The 15,148-nt window shown below is 65.5% G+C and carries 15 protein-coding genes; 6 read left to right on the forward strand and 9 right to left on the reverse strand.

Features of this window, described 5'->3' with window-relative positions; translation table 11 throughout:
* On the forward strand, positions 1-438 hold a 438-nt coding region (locus CWO91_RS26780; RefSeq protein ID WP_130217771.1), incomplete at its 5' end, for a hypothetical protein.
* Between the two features lie 70 nt (positions 439-508).
* On the opposite strand, the gene CWO91_RS26785 is transcribed toward CWO91_RS26780, so the two are convergent.
* From CWO91_RS26785 to CWO91_RS26800, 4 genes are all read right to left on the reverse strand, one after another.
* Positions 509-1,162, reverse strand: a complete 654-nt coding sequence (locus CWO91_RS26785; protein WP_128937317.1) for a response regulator — start codon at positions 1,160-1,162, stop codon at positions 509-511.
* Entirely contained in the window at positions 1,159-4,704 is a 3,546-nt protein-coding gene (locus tag CWO91_RS26790) for a hybrid sensor histidine kinase/response regulator (RefSeq protein WP_165405726.1), read from the reverse strand. Before CWO91_RS26790 ends, CWO91_RS26785 begins: the two co-directional genes overlap by 4 nt.
* A 150-nt stretch (positions 4,705-4,854) precedes the next feature.
* Positions 4,855-6,345, reverse strand: coding sequence for a monocarboxylate uptake permease MctP (gene mctP / locus CWO91_RS26795; protein WP_130217775.1), 1,491 nt, complete (start codon positions 6,343-6,345; stop codon positions 4,855-4,857).
* Positions 6,335-6,511: a DUF3311 domain-containing protein gene (locus CWO91_RS26800; RefSeq protein WP_130217777.1), complete on the reverse strand. Its 177-nt coding sequence runs from the start codon at positions 6,509-6,511 to the stop codon at positions 6,335-6,337. Before CWO91_RS26800 ends, mctP begins: the two co-directional genes overlap by 11 nt.
* A 199-nt stretch (positions 6,512-6,710) precedes the next feature.
* Here CWO91_RS26800 and CWO91_RS26805 point away from each other — a divergent pair, with 199 nt between their 5' ends.
* From CWO91_RS26805 to CWO91_RS26815, 3 genes are all read left to right on the forward strand, one after another.
* Positions 6,711-7,013 (forward strand): hypothetical protein, encoded by a 303-nt coding sequence (locus CWO91_RS26805; protein ID WP_245471370.1) that lies wholly within the window; start codon positions 6,711-6,713, stop codon positions 7,011-7,013.
* Positions 7,010-7,447: a type II toxin-antitoxin system VapC family toxin gene (locus tag CWO91_RS26810; RefSeq protein WP_130217779.1), complete on the forward strand. Its 438-nt coding sequence runs from the start codon at positions 7,010-7,012 to the stop codon at positions 7,445-7,447. The genes CWO91_RS26805 and CWO91_RS26810 overlap by 4 nt, the downstream gene beginning before the upstream one ends.
* Before the next feature lie 69 nt (positions 7,448-7,516).
* Positions 7,517-7,825 carry a hypothetical protein gene (locus CWO91_RS26815; RefSeq protein WP_130217781.1) on the forward strand — a complete coding sequence of 103 codons (309 nt, stop codon included), beginning with the start codon at positions 7,517-7,519 and terminating at the stop codon, positions 7,823-7,825.
* A 214-nt stretch (positions 7,826-8,039) separates the two neighbouring features.
* Here CWO91_RS26815 and CWO91_RS26820 read toward each other — a convergent pair whose 3' ends face one another.
* Genes CWO91_RS26820 through CWO91_RS26830 form a run of 3 tightly spaced genes read right to left on the reverse strand, consistent with a single transcriptional unit; the run spans position 8,040 to position 10,850 of the window.
* The gene (locus CWO91_RS26820) at positions 8,040-8,915 is read right to left on the reverse strand and encodes an MlaD family protein (protein ID WP_128932770.1); all 876 of its coding nucleotides are present in this window, start codon (positions 8,913-8,915) and stop codon (positions 8,040-8,042) included.
* 28 nt (positions 8,916-8,943) lie between these two features.
* The gene (locus CWO91_RS26825; protein WP_162500203.1) at positions 8,944-9,714 is read right to left on the reverse strand and encodes an ABC transporter ATP-binding protein; all 771 of its coding nucleotides are present in this window, start codon (positions 9,712-9,714) and stop codon (positions 8,944-8,946) included.
* 2 nt (positions 9,715-9,716) lie between these two features.
* Positions 9,717-10,850 carry an MlaE family ABC transporter permease gene (locus tag CWO91_RS26830; RefSeq protein ID WP_130217783.1) on the reverse strand — a complete coding sequence of 378 codons (1,134 nt, stop codon included), beginning with the start codon at positions 10,848-10,850 and terminating at the stop codon, positions 9,717-9,719.
* A 143-nt stretch (positions 10,851-10,993) separates the two neighbouring features.
* On the opposite strand from CWO91_RS26830, the gene dgcA reads away from it, so the two are divergent.
* On the forward strand, positions 10,994-11,989 hold the full coding sequence (gene dgcA / locus CWO91_RS26835; protein WP_130217785.1) for an N-acetyl-D-Glu racemase DgcA: 996 nt from the start codon (positions 10,994-10,996) through the stop codon (positions 11,987-11,989).
* Here dgcA and CWO91_RS26840 read toward each other — a convergent pair.
* Positions 11,959-13,155, reverse strand: a complete 1,197-nt coding sequence (locus CWO91_RS26840; RefSeq protein ID WP_130217787.1) for an MFS transporter — start codon at positions 13,153-13,155, stop codon at positions 11,959-11,961. The genes dgcA and CWO91_RS26840 overlap by 31 nt on opposite strands.
* 75 nt (positions 13,156-13,230) lie before the next feature.
* Here CWO91_RS26840 and CWO91_RS26845 point away from each other — a divergent pair, with 75 nt between their 5' ends.
* A complete protein-coding gene (locus CWO91_RS26845) occupies positions 13,231-14,622 on the forward strand; it encodes a hypothetical protein (protein WP_165405727.1) in 1,392 nt (463 codons plus the stop codon).
* 115 nt (positions 14,623-14,737) lie between these two features.
* Here CWO91_RS26845 and CWO91_RS26850 read toward each other — a convergent pair whose 3' ends face one another.
* Positions 14,738-15,097, reverse strand: a complete 360-nt coding sequence (locus tag CWO91_RS26850) for a hypothetical protein (protein ID WP_130217815.1) — start codon at positions 15,095-15,097, stop codon at positions 14,738-14,740.
* Positions 15,098-15,148: the final 51 nt, after the last annotated feature.

Below are 15,148 nucleotides of genomic sequence, written 5' to 3' on the forward strand. Positions count from 1 at the left end.
CTCAACCGCGCCGACACCGGTCCTGCCGCTCCGAACGGCCGTGAGGCTCCCCGCGGCCGCGCGGCACCCGCGCCGCAGCCGCAGGCGCCGCAAGGTGGTGGCAATCCGCTGGAATCGCTGTCGCTCGACATCGGCCGGCTGATGGACCGCAACCTCGCCGCCGAGATGTGGGACCGCTACCAGCGCGGCGAGAACAAGGCCTTCACCAAGCGCCTCTACACGCCCGCCGGTCAGAAGGCGTTCGACGAGGTCGCCCGCAAGTATCGCGCCGACCGCAACTTCAAGGGCACGGTCGACCGCTATGTCGCCGAGTTCGAACGCCTGCTCGACGAAGTCGCCCGCGACGGCCGCGGCCCGCAGGAGCTGCGCAGCCACCTGATCTCGGAGACGGGGCTGGTCTACACGCTGCTCGCGCACGCGGCGGGACGGCTGGGATAAGCAGCAGGTCTCGCAAGACGGCACAATGAAAACGGAGGCCTCGCGGCCTCCGTTTTGTTTTGCCGCAGGGTCAGGTCGCGCCGGACTGGCCGAATGACAGTCGCTCGGCCAGGACCGCAGCCTGGGTGCGCGAGCCGACGCCGAGCTTGCGCAGGATCGTCGAGACGTGGCCCTTCACCGTCTGCTCGGCGATGTCGAGCTCACCCGCGATCTGCTTGTTGAGCTTACCTTCGACGATCATTGCGAGAATGCGCAGCTGCTGCGCCGACAACGAGGCCATTCGCGCAGCAAGCTCGACATCGGCGCTCTGGATCGAGCCGCGCCCGCCGACATTGGGCGGCATCCAGATCTCGCCGGCGAGGATCTTCGTGATCGCATCCGCCATCTCGGGCAGGCTGAGCGACTTCGGGATGTAGCCAGATGCGCCGTAGGCGATAGCGCGGCGGATCGTGGCGGCATCCTGACGCGCGGAGATGATCGCCACCGGCACTGTCGGAAATTGCGCCGACAGGATGAACAAAGCGGCAAATCCCTGGATACCCGGCATGGTCAGGTCCCACAGGATCAGGTCGATCTCGTCGGACTGGGCCGTCAGCACGCCGGTCGCCTCGTCAAGCGACTGGCAGGCGATGATGTCGAGATCCGGCAGCACGCTCGACAGCGCGCTGCGCAACGCGGCTTGTACCAGCGGATGATCGTCGCCGATCAGGATGCGCATTGTCAGGGAATCTCCTGTTTCGTCCCGAATTGCCGGCTGAGGGCTTCGCCGCCTAGGAAGCGCCGCAGAGCCGCCGGCTTGACCGGCTTCGACAGGATCTCGCAACCGCGCGCCCTCGCCTCCTTGCGCACCGCCTCGCTGCGATCGCCGGTTACGACCAGCGCGCGGACGGCGCGAACCGACTCCTGCCTGAGATCATCGAGGAAGTCCAAGCCGCTGCGGCCGCCATCGAGATGGTAATCGAGCAGCACGACGTCGGGTGGGCTGGCTGTGGCCGCAGCCATCGCCTCGACGGCATTCGCCGCGACCAGCACGCGATGTCCCCAGGCGCCGAGCAGCGCCGTCAGACCCTGAAGGATCGTCGCATCATTGTCGAGGCACAGGATCGTCAGCGGCCGTTCCGCCGCCACGGGCGCTGCACTCGCGGGATTGCGCTGAAGGGGCCTGCCCGGTCCGCGCGCAAGCGGCACCGTGACGGCGAAGCACGAACCATGTCCCGGGCGCGAATGGACGTCGATGGCATGGTCCAGCAGCCGCGATACACGATCGACGATGGCGAGTCCCAGCCCCAATCCCTTCTCCGACCCGGGCGCGAGGCGCTGGAACTCCTCGAAGATGCGCTTCTGGTCAGAAGCTGCGATTCCGACGCCGGTATCCCAGACCTCGATGCGCAGCGCGTCACCACGCCGCCGGCAGCCGAGCAGGATGCGTCCCTTGGGCGTGTAGCGGAGTGCGTTCGACAGCAGGTTCTGCAAGATGCGACGCAACAGATGCGGATCGCTGCGCACAGCGAGGCGACAATCGACGACGCGGAGGACGAGCCCTCGCTCGCGCGCCATGGCCGAGAACTCGAGGTTCAACTGCACGAAGAGATCCGCGATCGGAAAATCAAAAGCCTCGGCGCGAACTGCGCGAGCATCATAGGAAGAGATGTCGAGCAGCCTGTCCAGCACGTGCTCGGTCGAGCGCAGCGCGGTAATCGCGCTGCTCGCCAAGGTGCGGTCCTTGTCGGCATTACCAGCTCGCGATCCGGCATGCAGGCTCTCGTCGAGCGCGGACAGGAACAGACGGGCCGCATTCAATGGTTGCAGCAGATCGTGGCTGGCCGCCGCCAGGAAGCGGGTCTTGCCGAGATTGGCCTGCTCTGCGTCCGCCTTCGCCAGCTCGAGCGCCTCGGTCCGCTCACGGACACGCAGCTCGAGCCCCTCATTGGCGCGTCGCAGGGCTTCCGCGGCGCGATGACGCTCGGTGACGTCGGTGTAGGTCGAAACGTAGCCGCCCTCGGCAACGCGGTCATAGACGATCTCGAGCACCGTGCCGTCCGGCCGCTTGCGCTCATACAGATAGGGCCAGCTCTGCGTGGCGACGTCACGATTAACCAGGAGCGCGGCGAATTCGGACGCGGCATATTCGCCGCGCTCGACGTTGAAGGCGATAAGGTCCGCCAGCGGAAGGCCGACGCGCACGAAGTCAGGCGGCAGGTCCAGGAGCGCGATGAAACGGCCGTTCCAGGCCGTGATGTTGAAATCCGCATCGAAGGCACAAATGCCCTGCGGCACACTCTCGAGCGTGCTCTGCAAAAGGCTGCGGTTGAACCGCAACGCCTCCGAGGCTTCATCGAGCATCGCCATCGCCGCCCGCCGCGACAGCGAGTGCCCTTCCAGCGACGCGGCGATGACCACGCGCGCCGATGCCGCACCGATCGCGCCGGCAAGCAGATTCTCGGTGAATCGGATCGAGTCGAGATCGACGAACCCTGACGGATCGAGGCGCGGCCCGCTGCCGGCGATGCGCGCAGCGAGATAGCTGTCGAAGGCCGCCGCGCCCCGCACGGGCCCGACAAAGCGCAATGCCAGCGCCCGGAGATCGTCGAGCCGGACCACCACGCGCGACGACAACCTTGGGGTATTTTCGCGGACGACGCCATCGGCAAACGCCGCGGCCTGGTTGCGCTCGACAGTCGACTGCCTCCCCAGCGCCGAGACCATCAGGAAGCAGACGAGGTTGGCGCCGAGGCTCCAGAGTGTGGCATGCGAGATCGGATCGATCCCTTCGAGACCCAGCAGCGCGTTCGGCTTGAGCCAGGCGAGCTGCCACGGGCCGTGGCGGACGATCTCCTCGATCGCGGGCCAGAGCGGCGCGGCCGAAGGGAGCAGCAGCGTATAGGCCCAGATCAAGAAGCCGACCGCGATCCCGATCGAGGCGCCGGCTTTGTTGGCACGCGGCCAGAACAGCCCTCCGACGAACGCCGGACCGAATTGCGCGACCGCGACGAACGACAGGAGTCCGATCACGGTGAGCGGATAGGACTGGTTGACCAGGCGGTGCATCAGATAGGCGAGCAGCAGGATACCGAGGATCGAGAGCCGGCGCACCACCACCAGCACCGAGGTCATTGGCCGGCTCTGCGCACGCGGGCCAAAGACACGCGAGCGCAGCAGTAGCGGCATGATGACGTCGTTGCAGAGCATGGTGCTGAGGGCGACGGACGTCATGATCACCATGCCGGTGGCAGCCGACAGCCCGCCGAGGAAGGCGATCAGGCTAACGGTGCTCGCGTCCGCCGCGATCGGCAGCGAGATGACATAGGTGTCGGGGTCCATCATCGCGCCGAACCTGGCAAGCCCGGCTGCCGCGATCGGCAGGATCAAGAGGCTGAACAGCGCAAGATAGCTTGGGTAGAGCCATGCCGCAGTGCGCGTATGGCTAGGTGCCTCGTTCTCGACGACGGCGACATGGAATGCCTGCGGCAGGCACAGGAACGCGATCGCCGAGATGATGATCGTCGCAGGCCACACCGGCTGCGTCGGATCGAAGCTCAGGATCCCCGCCAGTTGCGGCTCCGATTGAAGTTGCGACAGCAGAGCGGCAGGCCCGCCGGATAGTCCGAACAGCACGAACAGCGCAACGATCAGGAATGCGAGCAGCTTGACGACGCTCTCGAAGGCGATCGCGAGCATCAGGCCGCGATGATGCTCGCTGGCATGGACGTGCCGGACGCCGAACACGATTGCAAACAGCGCCATCGACGCGGCGACGCCGAATGCGGAGTCCTGCCAGAACCGCAGCGCTTCGCCGCCGGCACGCTCGGGCTGGAGGATCAGGTAGTCAAAACTCTTGCCGACGGCCTTGAGTTGGAGCGCGATATAGGGAAGCACCCCAAGCAGCGATGCGAGCGTCAAGAAGGCCGCGAGCACCTGGCTCTTGCCGTAGCGCGCGGCGATGAAGTCCGAAATCGAGGTGACGTTTTGCGCCTTCGCGATCGCAATCACCTTGGATAGAAGCGGCTGGCCGAACAGCAGCACCAGGGTCGGGCCGATATAGATCGTGGCAAAGTCCAGCCCGCTGGTGGCGGCTCGTCCGACCGATCCATAGAAGCTCCAGGAGGTGTTGTAGACCGCAAGCGTCAGGCAATAGCTGAGCGCGGCCGCCCAGGAGTTTGGCGATACCAGCGGCCCACCGGCGCTCCGCCGATCGCCCCACCAGGCCACCAGGAATAGCGTGGTCACATAGCCGGCAGCGACCGCAAGAACGAACCACGCCTGCAAGACATCCTCACCCGAGACCGTCTGATCCGCCGGCGACGAGCGGGGCCAGATCGCGGGCGGATACTATAGTGTTTTCAATCGCATGAAAGGCTATTCATTCCGGAAAAGGCCGGCGGCCGGAGCATCCCCGGCCGCCGCTGGCGGATCACCTCAGGCCGCCTCGCGGGACAGCCGCTCCTGCGGCGCGCGCTTGAGCACCAGGTTGACCACGACGGCCACCACGATGTTGAGCGCGAGCGCCAGGAGGCCGGTGTAGATGGCGACCGGGCCCATGCCGAAATCGACGGTGTGGAGCGGCTTCAGCCCGTCCGACCAGGCGAGCCACGATCCGCCCGCAAGGCCGACGGCCCAGCCGGCCAGCAGCGCCGTGCTCGAGAACCAGTTCAGATAGAGGCCGAACACCAGGGCCGGCAGGGTCTGCAGGATCCAGAGGCCCCCAAGCAGCTGGAGGTCGAGGGCGAACTGCGTCGGCATCAAGAGGATGGCGAGCAGCGCGCCGACCTTCACCAGCATGGAGGTGATCTTGGCGACCTTCGCCTCACCTGCCGGTGTCACCTTCGGATCGACCCACACTTTCCAGAAGTTGCGGGTGAACAGATTGGCGGCGCCAATGCTCATGACGGCGGCCGGCACCAGCGCGCCGATCGCGATCGCGGCGAAGGCGAAGCCTGCGAACCAGCTCGGGAACAGGGTCTTGAACAGCTCAGGCACAACGTCGTTGTTGCTCGCGAGCTTCAGCCCGGCCGCATGGCCCATATAGCCCAGCAGCGCTAGCAGGCCGAGCAGCAGCGTGTAGGCCGGCAGCAGCATCGCATTCTTGCGAATGGTGTTGCCACCCGAGGACGCGAAGATGCCGGTCAGCGTGTGCGGATACATGAAGGCCGCGAGCGCGGAGCCCAGCGCCAGCGAGGCATAAGGCACGATCTGCGCAGGCGACAGCAGGATCCCGCCTGAACCCTTGGCTGCGAATGCCGCATCCGTCGCGGTGAAGACCGCGCCGTAGCCGCCAAGCTTGGACGGCACGATCGCGATCGCGGCGATCACCACGATGTAGATCATGATGTCCTTAACGAAGGCGATCAGCGCCGGTGCGCGCAGCCCCGACGAATAAGTGTAGAGCGCGAGCACCAGGAAGGCGAGAACGAGCGGTATCTCGCCGTGCAGGCCAAGCGCCTTGATCGCGACCTCCATGCCGATGAGCTGGAGCGCGATGTAGGGCATCGTCGCCAGCACGCCGGTGGCCGCAACCGCAAGCTCGAGCCCGCGCGATCCATAGGCACCGCGCACCACGTCGCCCGCGGTGACATAGCCGCGCTCCTTGGCGACCTTCCACAGCACCGGCATCACCGCGAACACGAAGGGATAGACGATGATGGTGTAGGGCAGCGCGAAGAAGCCATAGGCGCCGACCGCGTAGACCAGCGCCGGAACGGCGATCACGGTATAGGCGGTGTAGAAATCGCCGCCGACCAGAAACCAGGTGATCCAGGTCCCGAACTTGCGGCCGCCGAGGCCCCACTCGTCGAGATGGGCGAGCGTCTCCGGCTTGCGCCATCGCGAGGCGACGAAGCCCATGCCGGTGACGAGGATGAAGAGGGCGAGGAATACGGCGAACGCCGCGCTATCGACATTAGCCAGCACGACGCACGCTCCTGTAGACGATCCAGGTGAGGAGCGAGGTCAGCGGCACCCAGGCGAGCTGGTACCAGTAGAAGAACGGAAAGCCGAACAGATGCGGCTCCCGGATATTGTAGAACGGCACGATCATCAGTCCGATGAACGGCAGCAGCAGCAACAGACGTATCACGCGCTCCTCCCCTATGAGTGAAGTCGACGCGCCTTTTCGTGGACGCGACTTGAGCGCGATATAACTGACAATGACGGCCAGCCCTCCCCCTACCTTGGCTCGGCCAGACCCCCATACTTTCGTATCGGCGGCAACTTCGGATCGCTTGCGTTCCGACTATTTCAGGATATATTCCCAGAAATAAGAGCGGAGAATTCCGGTGGCCGACACAGCGCAAAAGAGAGCGCTGCGAAATTACCGGGCCAGGCTGACCAAGCGCGGCATGGCGCGGTTCGAGGTGCTCGGGCTCGATACCGACCGCGAATTGATCCGCTCAATCGCCAAGCAGCTTGCCGAGGATGGGACCGAGGCCGAACGAATCCGATCTACATTGCGTCAAACGATGACAGCGGAACCCGCCAAGAAGGGCGGCATCCTTGCCGCGCTGCGACGCTCACCGCTCGTCGGGACAGACCTCGATGTCACGCGCGCGCGCGTAACGGGTCGCAAGGTTGACCTGTGACACGGTACCTCCTCGACACCAACATCATCAGCCATGTCACGAAACCGAGTCCGTCGCCGGTACTCCTGGCGTGGCTGGCAGACCAGAACGATGACGATCTGTTCGTCTCCTCCCTGACGATCGGAGAAATCCGGCGAGGCATCCTGGAAAAGCCGGCGGGACGAAAGCGAAATGCACTTGAAACCTGGTTCGCCGGACCTGAAGGACCACCACTGCTTTTCGCAGGTCGCGTGCTGGCTTTCGACGAGCAAGCTAGCCTGATCTGGGCGCGCCTCATGGCGCGTGGCACCGCCACCGGCAGGCGGCGGAGTGCGCTCGATATGATTATCGCCGCCGTGGCCGAGGCCAATGACTGCGTTGTTGCGACGGACAACGAAAAGGACTTCGCAGGATTGAAATTCGTCAATCCGCTGCGCAATCGCGAGGCGCGCTAGCACAGACAGCTGAGCTGCAGATGGAGTCTGATTTAGCTTGAAGGAAATAGATCGAACAGGAACTGGCTCATGGTGTTCATTCTCTCGGATGACGGGCGCGACGACGAATATCCCGAAGCAGAACGTGCATTCGAGCGGTACGAAACCTATCTCGCCGAAAACCAGGCGGTGTTCCCACCTCGCGCCTACGCGCTCGCAACCTCCGACTGGTTCTACCATACGAGCGATCACCGCTGTCCGCACGATGCCTGGCTAGAGTCGTTGCAAGTATTGGAAAGACCCGGCTCCCAACTTCGTCAACGATCCTGTTCGATCGCGCTTCGCCTACTCGGCGCCTACAAAGATGGGCACATCGAGATTACGTATCCGACGGTGTAGCCTACTCACTCCAGGAGCTCTCGCCAGATGCGCCATCGCACGCTGATTGGCGCTACGACGAGTTTCGTATCTCGGATCGCGGTCACTTGATTCACGAGATTGAGTGGGCCTACCGCGCCCAATGCAAAGCGTTCGTATGGGTGATCGAAGCCGATGATATCGACTTCCGATGGATACCGATGCAGGGGGCCAACGGAAACTAGGAGGTCGGAACCTACTGCCTGCGGCGCTCGTTCGACGCCGCCGGCTTCGGCGGCTCGGGCGGCGGGGCTGCTTGCGATGAGTTGCTGGCGCCGAACAGGACGCGGGTCGGGTTGCGGTCGAAATTGTTCACGGCGCGGCTGATGTCGCCGAGGGTGCGGCGGCCGTCGCTCATCAGCGCGCCGGAGCGCTTGTCGAAGTCCTCGGCCAGTTCGCGGATCGACTTGACCGCCTGGAACAGCTCGCCGCCGTCCTTGCCGCCGGCGAGCGTGTTGAGGCCGAGCATGAGACTGTCGGCCTTGAGCATGACACCGTCGACCTTGGCCATCATGCCGTCGATCTTCTCGGAGTTGCGGGCGAGCGAGTTGGTGAAGGTCTCCAAATTCTTCAGCGAGTTCTTCACCGATTCCTGATTGTCGGCGACGATCTTGTTGATGTTCTGCAGCGTGCCGCGGATCGCCTCGGTGACGTCCTGGAGCTTGTTGGGATCCGCCGTCAGCGTCGGGATGCCATCCTGGTCGAGCGGCGGTGCGGCCGCGGCCTCGTCGCCGCCCTTGAGCGAGATTGCGGCGACCCCCGTGAGGCCCTGGAATTCGAGGCCGACCAGCGTGTCCTTGCGGATCGGGGCGTTGTTCTCGATCATGGCGAGTGCGACAACCCGCCGCGGGTTGTCCAGCTTCACCGAGACCACCTCACCCACCCTGATACCGTTGAAGTTGACGCTGCCGCCGTTGCGCAGGCCCGCCGCCGGGCCCTCGAACACGACGCGTAGGGGGGTGCGCTGCTTGGTGGTGTGCAGCGATTGAAACCACAGCACGAAGCCGATCGCGGCGGCGATCACCGCCAGTGTGAACGACCCGATCAATACGTAATTCGCCCGCGTTTCCATCAGGTGCTCCGGCTAATCAACCCAGCTCTTAACCCATGACCGCGCGGGCGCGCTTGCCATGGAAATACTGCCTCAGCCAGGGATGCTGCGAGGCCTGCATGTCGGCGATCGACCCTGCCGCAATGATCTTACCGTTCCCTAAAACGGCGATGCGGTCACATGCTGTGTAAAGGCTGTCGAGGTCGTGGGTTACCATGAAAACTGTCAGCCCCAAAGTGCGCTGGAGCGTCCGGACCAGCTCGTCGAAGTCGCCGGCGCCGATCGGGTCGAGACCGGAGGTCGGCTCGTCCAGGAAGACGAGATCCGGATCGAGCGACAGCGCACGGGCGAGCGCCACGCGCTTGATCATGCCGCCGGAGAGCTCGGACGGGAAGCGCTCGGCAACTTCCGGCTTGAGACCGACCATGGTCAGCTTGGCCATGGTGATCTCGTCCATCAGCCGCTGCGAGACGCGCAGATATTCGCGCATCGGAAACTGGATGTTCTGCCTCACGGTCAGCGAGGAGAACAGCGCGCCCTGCTGAAACAGCACGCCCCAGCGCCGCTCCACATTTCGCCGTTGCGACGTGCTGGAGGAATCGAGGTCGACGCCGAACACCTCGATGGAGCCTGCGACCTTCGGCACGAGGCCGATGATGGTGCGCGTCAGCACTGATTTGCCGGCGCCGGATGGGCCGACAAAGCCGAGGATCTCGCCGCGCTTGACGTCGAGGTTGAGGCCGTCGAGCACGCGCGTCGCACCGAACTGCACGGTGATGTCGCGGACGCGGATGATGGGATTTTGGATCTCGCCTGCCATCGTCACATCCCGATCGAGGCGAAGAAGATGGCGAACACGCCGTCCATCACGATGACGAAGAAGATGCCCTTCACCACCGACGCCGTGGTGTGCTGTCCCAGCGATTCCGCGCTGCCCTGCACGGCGAGCCCTTCGACGCAGGCGACGATGCCGATCACGGCGGCCATCACCGGTGCCTTGACGATGCCGACGATGAAATGATCGATCGAGATGGCGTCGCGCAGCCGCAACAGGAAGGCCTCCGGCTCGACGCCGCCATAAAGCCAGGCGACGAGCCCGCCGCCATAGAGCGCGGCCATCGCGCCGAGGAAAGCGAGAATCGGGAGCGCAATCACGAGCGCCATCATGCGCGGCAGCACCAGGACCTCGATCGGGTCGAACCCCATGGTGCGCAGCGCGTCGATCTCCTCGCGCATCTTCATCGAGCCGAGCTCGGCGGTGTAGGCGCTGCCCGAACGGCCCGCCACCATGATCGCGACCAAGAGCACACCGATCTCGCGCAGCACCAGCACGCCGAGCATGTCGACAACGAAGATGTCGGCGCCGAACCTGCGGAAATGAAAAATACCCTGCTGCGCGATGATGCAGCCGATCAGGAAGGTGATCAGCACGATGATCGGCACCGCGCGCCAGCAGACCTGCTCCAGGTGGTGCACGGTCGAAGTCAGGCGGAGCGAGCGCGGATGGATCAAGACGCGAAAGCCTGCCGCGAGCACCGCGCCGAGCATGTCGACGAGGCCCGCCACGGTGCCGGCAAGACCTGCCACGGTCCGGCCGATCTGCTCCAGCATGCCGGTGATGGTGATCGGGCTGCTGTCGACCACGGGGGTCGCCCTGACCCGCCGCACCTCGTCGACGAGGCTGGAATAATTGGCGGAGAGCCCCGCGATCTGCGCCTCGACCGCTCCTTGCGTCAGGCTGCGGCGCAGCCGCTCGATCAGCCAGGCGCCGAAGGTGTCGAGCTTGCCGACCTCGGAAACGTCGATGAAGATGCTTTGGGGGCCGCCGGCGAGCTTCTCGGCGTCCGCCACCATCCGCTCCAGGACCGGCGCGAAGCTCGCGGTCCATGTTCCGGTGGCGCAGAGTGCCAGCGCATTGCCCTTGGCAATCCGCTCCAGCTTCGGATCGCCACTCAAGATGTCCGCTCCCGTGCCGAGGCGCAGGAAACGGATAGAATCGGATGGTTGCGCACGCGCCCTTACCTAGAGAAGGTATCCCCAACTGCCCATTGTTAGTTGCTAGAGGTAACTAGCAGGTTCAGATTTCGCCAGAGTTCAAAATGACTTCCATGAAATTTGCCTCCCTGGCGGCGCGAATCGAGCGCTTCCCCATCGCCGGCAGCTTTACCATCAGCCGGGGGGCCAAGACCGAGGCCGTGACGGTCGTGGCGGAGGTCAGCCAGGGCGGTCTGACCGGCCGCGGCGAGTGCGTGCCCTATCCCCGCTATGGCGAGACGCCTGAGGCGACGCTGGCCGCCATCGAGGCCATGCAGGACGCGGTGGCCGCTGGGCTGACCCGGGAGGCCCTCCAGGCCGCCATGCCGCCCGGTGCGGCCCGCAACGCGCTGGATTGCGCCCTGATTGACCTCGAGGCCAAGACTGGCGGCCTGCGGGCCTGGAACCTGCTGAGCCGCCCTAGGCCCCGCGAACGCACCACCGCCTACACCATCTCGCTCGGCACCCCCGAGACCATGGCCGCGGCGACCGCCAAGGCCGCGCACCGGCCGCTGCTCAAGATCAAGCTCGGCGGCGACGGCGATCCGGCGCGGATCGCGGCCGTGCGCAAGGCCGCCCCCGGGGCCGAGCTGATCGTCGACGCCAACGAGGCCTGGACCGAGGCCAATCTGGAGCACAATCTTGCCGCCTGCGCCGCCGCCGGCGTCACCCTCGTGGAGCAGCCGCTGCCATCAGGCAAGGACGAGGCGCTGGCACGAATCAAGCGCCCGCTCGCGGTCTGCGCCGACGAGAGCGTGCACGACCGCTCGTCGCTCGCGCCGCTGCGCGCACGCTACGACGCCGTGAACATCAAGCTCGACAAGACCGGCGGCCTCACCGAGGCGCTGGCCATGGCCGATGCCGCGCAAGCGCTCGGCTTCGAGATCATGATCGGCTGCATGGTCGCGACCTCGCTGTCGATGGCACCTGCGATGCTGGTGACGCCGCAGGCGCGCTTCGTCGATCTCGACGGCCCGCTGCTGCTGGCGCGCGATCGCGATCACGGCTTGCGTTACGACGAAAGCCTGGTCTATCCGCCGGACGCCTCGCTGTGGGGATGAGGCTTGAGCCGGTGCCGCGCCGACCAGATCACGAGCGCACCGGCAGCGGCCATCGCGGCCATGACGTAGTACAGGCCGTCGCCGATATGGGCGTAGATCGCGCCTGACGCGATCGAGGTCGTTGCGCCCAATAGACCGTTGCACGCGGCGTAATAGCCCTGCCCCCGCGCGATCTGATGCGGCGGCACGCGCTGCACCAGGAGATTCATGGTGCCGACGATGGTCATGCCGAAGCTGAGACCATGGCCGAGTTGCACGATCGCGAGCAGCGCCAGCGGCGGCTCGTTGGCGGTGACGATCCAGCGCACCACGGCGCTTAGCCCCCCGATCGCCATCATCGTGGAGGCATGCAGCGAGAAGCGCGGCGACAGCGCGAACACGACGATCTCGGCGATCACGCCCAGCGTCCACAGCCCCGCGATCGTCAGCCCACTGATCCCATGGAGCTGCCAGTTGATGGCCGAGAAGGTGTAATAGGCGACGTGGCTGCCCTGGATCAGCGCGGCCGAGGCGATGATGGCCCAGAAGCCGGCATCGCGCAGCAGCGCCTTGCCGGCATGCGTCTCGGCGGCCTTGCGCCTGACATCGTCGAGCGGCTGAAGCAGCAGACTGGCCAGAACCGCAATGACGGCCCATGCGACGATGACCCAGATCAGGTCGCGCGGTGCGATGCTGTCGACGAGATAGCCGCAGGCGAGCGAGCCGGCGGCAAACGCCGCCGAGCCCCACAGCCGCAACGGCCCGTAATCAAGCCCATAGCGGGCAACGCCGCGCAGCGCATAGGCATCGGTCAGCGGCGTCGTCGGCGTCCACATCACGCAGGTCAGCGCATAGATCAGGAACAGCGCCAGCGGCTGCTGCTGCAAGCCGACCGCGGTAAAACCGATCGCCGTCGCCAGCACCGACACCATCATGGCGGCGCGAATGGCCTGGCGCTTTTCGGCAAAGGCGGTCACTTGCGGCAGCGTAGTAAAGCGCGTGATCGCCGGCAGTGCGTTGATGAGCCCGATCCAGGCCGGGTCGATGCCGATCGCCTTCAGCCACACCGGGAAGAACGGCAGATGCGTGCCCGAGACCGCGAACACCGCCGAATAGAACAGGGCAAGACTCACGGCGAATCGCCGCTTCTTCGCTGCCGCGATGGGGATTTGTGATTCGGACTGCATCAAACCAATTGCGATTCGGTCGATATCGTGGTGATCGTTACAGTAACGCGCGGTGATTTGCGCGACGAGATTGTCATGGCCAACGAAGCATTCGCCCTCTCGCCCATGTCTGCCCGCGCGGCCGAGCCGAACGAGCAGGATTACGACGCGATCCGCGAAGCCTTCATGGAGACCGCGCGCGGCCGCTGGTTCCTCGGCGAATACGCCAAGCGCAACCGCAACGCCGACACGCGCATGGTGCTCGATGCGGTCGCGAAGATCGAAGAAACCCTCGCAGCACAGCGACAACCCGTCGTCGAGGACCGCCTGCCCGAGGCGCTGATCGAGATCCGACGCGCCATCCGCGAGGCCGAGACGATCGCAATCGCGGCGTTCGATCCCGCGGCGTTCGAGGCGAGCCTTGCGCCGATTCCGCGCGGGGTGCGCATCATCAAGGAGATCTCCTGGCGCTGGCGCGAGATCGGCGCCGACGGGCGAATCTGCGACCTCATTGATTCGCAGCTCGCCTCGATCGAGGCCGCCTGCGGACAGATCTCAACCATCGACCCCCGCGTCGAGCTCAAGGCCGCCTTCGATCTGCTGAAGGATCGCGTGGAGCAGCTTGACGGCGACGCAACGCCGCAGGCCGCGCCGGCTCCCAGGCAGGAGGCACCGTCGTCCGCGGCGGACGTGGCGCCTGCGGAGGTGGCACCTGGCGCGATCGCGAGCGAAGCCCCCGTGGCTTTTGCGGAGACGCCGCACGACATCGCCGCAGCTCCCGAGGTCGAAACAGCTGGCGTCACTGATACTTCCGCCGTTGCCGAGCAGGCAATCGCGCCCGAGATCGTCGCCGAAAGTCAGGCAGCAGTTGAAGAAGCTGCACTTGCAGAAGCGGCGCATGAAGACGTCGCTTTTGAAGAGCCGGCCGCCGAGCCCGCCGCCCTCGTGGAGGTGAGCGACGAGTTCGCACTCGATGCCGCCGCGGAAGCCGAGGATGAAGCCATCCTCGAGGCCATCGCGCTAGAGATGGCCGCGCCCGATCCGGAGTTCGACGAGATCATCGAGCCGGTGGAGTTGGCCGCCGCCGCGCCGGAACCGATGGCCGCGGAGATCGCAGCTCCGATTGCCGCCGAGATCCCGGAGCCGATCGGACCGGAGCCGGTCGTCGCAGCGGTCGCGGAAGAGTCCGCCGCGGACGCGCCGATCGCGATGGACTCGCTCGCGCGCCTCACCGACGCCATTGCGGAAGCCGCTGCCGAAGTGATGGAGCAGCCGGCCCCGACCATGGCGGCCACGGCAACATTCGCCGCGGCACCGAGCGCGACGCTGCCGATGCCCTCGCCCTTATCCACGTCCTTGCCCGAGCCCTCGCTCGGCGCCACCATCCTCGCCAGCGGCATCCTGCAAAAACCCCGCGCCGCCGCCAACGACGCGCTCGCGCCGATCCGCCGCATGACCCAGGCCGAGAAGATCGCGTTCTTCTCGTGAGAGCGCACGCTCTCGTCACATCGTCATTGCGAGCGTAGCGAAGCAATCCAGAATCCCTCCGCGGAAAGACTCTGGATTGCTTCGCTACGCTCGCGGCTAGTCGCGCGCCCCCTCGTCACCCGCAATTCCAGATCGGCCCGATCGGCGTCCGCGTCCAGCATGGACCGAAACTGCCGCCATTGTAGCGGCCGCCGCCGAAGCCGGGGCGGCCGAAATAGTGCCACTCGCCATCCCAACGGTAATACTGAGGGACCGGGTCGATGTACCAGTGGCGCCGGTCGGCGCGCGACAGGCGACGCATCGCGTCCTTCTGCTTGTAGAGCGGAATGCTGTTGCTTAGCGGCTGGCGATAGCCCGGCAGGAAGCCGTAGCCGCGCCAGACCGGCTTGGGACGCTTCTGAACGGGCTCGGCGGGTGCGACTGCGGGCAGCAGAGACAGGATGACAGCAACGAATAGACACACAATGCGCGACATGAATCGACAATAGTCGATCGATTGCGCGGAGGCCATCCTCCCAATCGATCT

The organism is Bradyrhizobium genosp. SA-3 (assembly GCF_004212635.1).
In the GTDB taxonomy this organism is placed as follows: domain Bacteria; phylum Pseudomonadota; class Alphaproteobacteria; order Rhizobiales; family Xanthobacteraceae; genus Bradyrhizobium.

What these genes read in the sequence shown, in the direction of transcription:
- CWO91_RS26815 (WP_130217781.1), top strand. Translation starts at nt 7,517, where the DNA reads ATGGTGTTCATTCTCTCGGATGACGGGCGCGACGACGAATATCCCGAA.
- CWO91_RS26840 (WP_130217787.1), bottom strand. Translation starts at nt 13,155, where the DNA reads ATGCAGTCCGAATCACAAATCCCCATCGCGGCAGCGAAGAAGCGGCGA.
- CWO91_RS26825 (WP_162500203.1), bottom strand. Translation starts at nt 9,714, where the DNA reads ATGGCAGGCGAGATCCAAAATCCCATCATCCGCGTCCGCGACATCACC.
- CWO91_RS26845 (WP_165405727.1), top strand. Translation starts at nt 13,231, where the DNA reads ATGGCCAACGAAGCATTCGCCCTCTCGCCCATGTCTGCCCGCGCGGCC.
- dgcA (WP_130217785.1), top strand. Translation starts at nt 10,994, where the DNA reads ATGACTTCCATGAAATTTGCCTCCCTGGCGGCGCGAATCGAGCGCTTC.
- CWO91_RS26850 (WP_130217815.1), bottom strand. Translation starts at nt 15,097, where the DNA reads ATGTCGCGCATTGTGTGTCTATTCGTTGCTGTCATCCTGTCTCTGCTG.
- CWO91_RS26820 (WP_128932770.1), bottom strand. Translation starts at nt 8,915, where the DNA reads ATGGAAACGCGGGCGAATTACGTATTGATCGGGTCGTTCACACTGGCG.